This window comes from Mesorhizobium sp. IMUNJ 23232, assembly GCF_044326205.1.
GTDB lineage: Bacteria > Pseudomonadota > Alphaproteobacteria > Rhizobiales > Rhizobiaceae > Kumtagia.
Genome location: NZ_JBIRCY010000148.1, coordinates 1 through 2549 on the forward strand (window position 1 = coordinate 1; position 2549 = coordinate 2549).

A 2549-nucleotide genomic window follows, 5' to 3' on the forward strand; every position below is an offset into this window, starting at 1 on the left:
GCCCTTCCCGGCTTGATGGCGCTGCCGAGGCCGAGATCGAGCGATTGCGCCGCGAGCGGCTGTCGGGACCGATGATCGCGCGCCGCCTCGGCCGGCCCGTCTCGACGGTGGGCAGGGCGCTGCGCCGCCGGTTCCGATTCCGCGGTGCCTTGGGCCGATCCCTGCTTGGGATTTGGCGCCTCGGCTGAATCCTCGTCGGTCGGCTGGCGCTGCTTGGTCTCGGCGGAGGCCTTTGCCTCATCCTTCTTCGACGGATCGGCCGCTCCGGCCGCGTCCTTCGAAGCCGGCTTGCGTTTCATCGGGTCGGACGCAGCCTCGCTGGCGGCCTTGCCTTCACCGGAGGTTGCTTCTGGTCGGGCGAAGCTTCCGTGGCTTTCTGGTCCTTCGCCCCGGCCGAGCTTGAGGTCTTGCCTCCGGCGGCGCCGTTGCTGTCCGCCGATCCCGACTTGCCGCCGTCCTTCAGGATGGGCGGTTGCGCATCGGGGGAGGCGCTTGCCTGGGCCAGTGCCGGAAGTGCGACCATGGCGGAACCCGCAAGCAGGGCCGCAGCGAAACAATTGAAGCGCGTCATTGTGTTTTCCTTTCGTCTGACACATCCAGGCTTCCTGATGGAAGCTGCTGGCTGAACGGGACGGCTCGGATGGCGTTCCTGCATAGGACTCATGCCGCGCGATGCGGACTTCTGCCGGAGGCGGCTGGGCCTTTGGGCCTATGCCGGCGACACAAATGGCCACCGCCACAAAACCTGTTGGAACACAAGGGCGAACTGGCGGTTTCCGAAACTGGATCGTCTTGGCGGTTCCCGCCTTAGGTCCCGTCGGATCCGAGGGGTACACCTTTGGTTGTCTCAGTCAGGTAGCGGCGGCGGCCATGAGGTTATCGTCGCCGGAACGGTGGCGACGAATGGACTTGCGATTCTTCTCGGCCTTGAGACCGGCGGCGCAAACAGCATCGCGGTGCAGGCCACCGGCCAGGTTCGCGCATTCGATAGCGGTGACGCCGTGGTGCTGTACGGAAACGAGCAGCGGCTCGTGAATCACGGGCTGATCGCACACGAAGGGGCGACCAGTTCCGCAGTCTACTTCCTTTCCTCCAGCGCCGCGCCGACCACGGCCTCGAGCCTCGTCAACACCGGGACCGTGGACGCCAACAAATACGGCGTCTGGCACGGCCTTTCCGCCGAAACGCTCACCGTACAAAAATTCCGGCACGATCACAGGCGGGACAGCCTCATTCTTCTCCACCGGAACATCCAAGGACGAAATCATCAACACCGCGCTGAATGCCTCCACCAATGTCGACACGATCACCGACTTCAATCGCGTCGACGACACCGTCCAGGTAGACAACGCCTTCCTCATCGGACTGACAACTGGGGTGCTTGCTGCGGGCGCCTTCCAGGACATCGCAATATCAGCCGGGGATGCCAGCGATCGCATCCTCTACAATTCAGATACCGGCAATCTTTGTTACGACAGGGACGGCTCAGGCAGCGCCTACGCGGCCATCAAATTCGCATCGCTCACCGGATCGCCGACCATCACGGCAGCCGATTTCGTCGCGATTTGACTGTGAGCCCGGCCCCGCTTCCGCAGCCAGACCTTTCCCTCATTTCTTGGCAGGCCTACGCTTCTGGGGGACCGGAACCGACTCACGGCCGAGGCCTATGTCCTTAGCAAGTTCGGAGCGGCGGGCTGAATAGGTCGGCGCCACCATAGGATAGTCCGGCGCCAAGCCCCATTTCTTGCGATAGGCTTCGGGCGTCAATCCGTGGCTGGTCATGAGATGCCGCTTTAACGAGATGAACTTCAATCCCTCCTCCAGGCACACGATGTGGTCGTCATGGACTGATTTCCTTGGATTTACCGCTGGCGTTTGCGGTTGCTCCGGCTCGGGTTCAATAGTGTCGGCCAGGGATGCGAGCGTTGAATGCATAGTGCGGATGAGTTCCGGGAGACTGGCAGCCGGCACCGGATTGTTGGCGACGTATGCGGCGACGATATCCGCTGTCAGTTCAATAAGTTCTTGGTTGTCAGCCATTGATCCCTCACTTGATTCCCCCCGCTTGGGATGGAGCAAAAAGCGCGCCACAACTTTCAGTTCCAAATTGGCACAGTTTGAATCTAATTCGAGACAATGGTTCGCCTGTGCCGGTGCAGGTTCACCGAGAGCGCGAAGAAGATGGACATCCTGCTTCAGTGAAGCGGCTTTGGCGACGTGGCCAGGCTCCCTTGCTCAGGCCGGACAATCGTCATGTCGACACAGCGGTTGCGCGCCGCTAGGGTCCGCTGCAACGCGGAGGAGCAACAAAAATGCGAGTGGTCAACACGTTTGTGGTATTGGGCGACTCTCTCACTATCAAGATGAATTGCGTCGGATTGACCTATGCATTCGACGATTTCTTTGGGGGAGACTATAGCATTAGCGTCCGTTGACAAAGGTTGACTGGAGAATCCGGTTTTGATTCAAGGCTTCTTTTTGGAGGCAGCCTTGGGCGAACGTGTTGGTCTGACGGACGAGGAATGGGAACTGATCGGGCCTTTGCTGCC

Annotated in this window: 4 protein-coding genes and 1 pseudogene; 1 reads left to right on the forward strand and 4 read right to left on the reverse strand. The window is 60.8% G+C overall.

Annotation, left to right across the window (positions count from 1 at the left end; all coding sequences use genetic code 11):
* From ACH196_RS37920 to ACH196_RS37930, 3 genes and pseudogenes are all read right to left on the reverse strand, one after another.
* Positions 1-299: pseudogene (locus ACH196_RS37920) on the reverse strand (hypothetical protein); the annotation flags it as partial.
* Complete coding sequence (locus ACH196_RS37925) at positions 296-571, reverse strand: hypothetical protein (RefSeq protein ID WP_396651962.1); 276 nt, start codon at positions 569-571, stop codon at positions 296-298. The gene ACH196_RS37925 and the pseudogene ACH196_RS37920, both read right to left, overlap by 4 nt.
* Positions 572-851: 280 nt before the next feature.
* Positions 852-1349 (reverse strand): hypothetical protein, encoded by a 498-nt coding sequence (locus tag ACH196_RS37930; protein ID WP_396651963.1) that lies wholly within the window; start codon positions 1347-1349, stop codon positions 852-854.
* A gap of 28 nt (positions 1350-1377) precedes the next feature.
* On the opposite strand from ACH196_RS37930, the gene ACH196_RS37935 reads away from it, so the two are divergent.
* Positions 1378-1569 (forward strand): hypothetical protein, encoded by a 192-nt coding sequence (locus tag ACH196_RS37935; RefSeq protein ID WP_396651964.1) that lies wholly within the window; start codon positions 1378-1380, stop codon positions 1567-1569.
* Positions 1570-1608: 39 nt separating this feature from the next.
* Here the strand turns inward: ACH196_RS37935 and ACH196_RS37940 are convergent, their stop codons facing one another.
* Entirely contained in the window at positions 1609-2040 is a 432-nt protein-coding gene (locus tag ACH196_RS37940; protein WP_396651965.1) for a MucR family transcriptional regulator, read from the reverse strand.
* Positions 2041-2549: the final 509 nt, after the last annotated feature.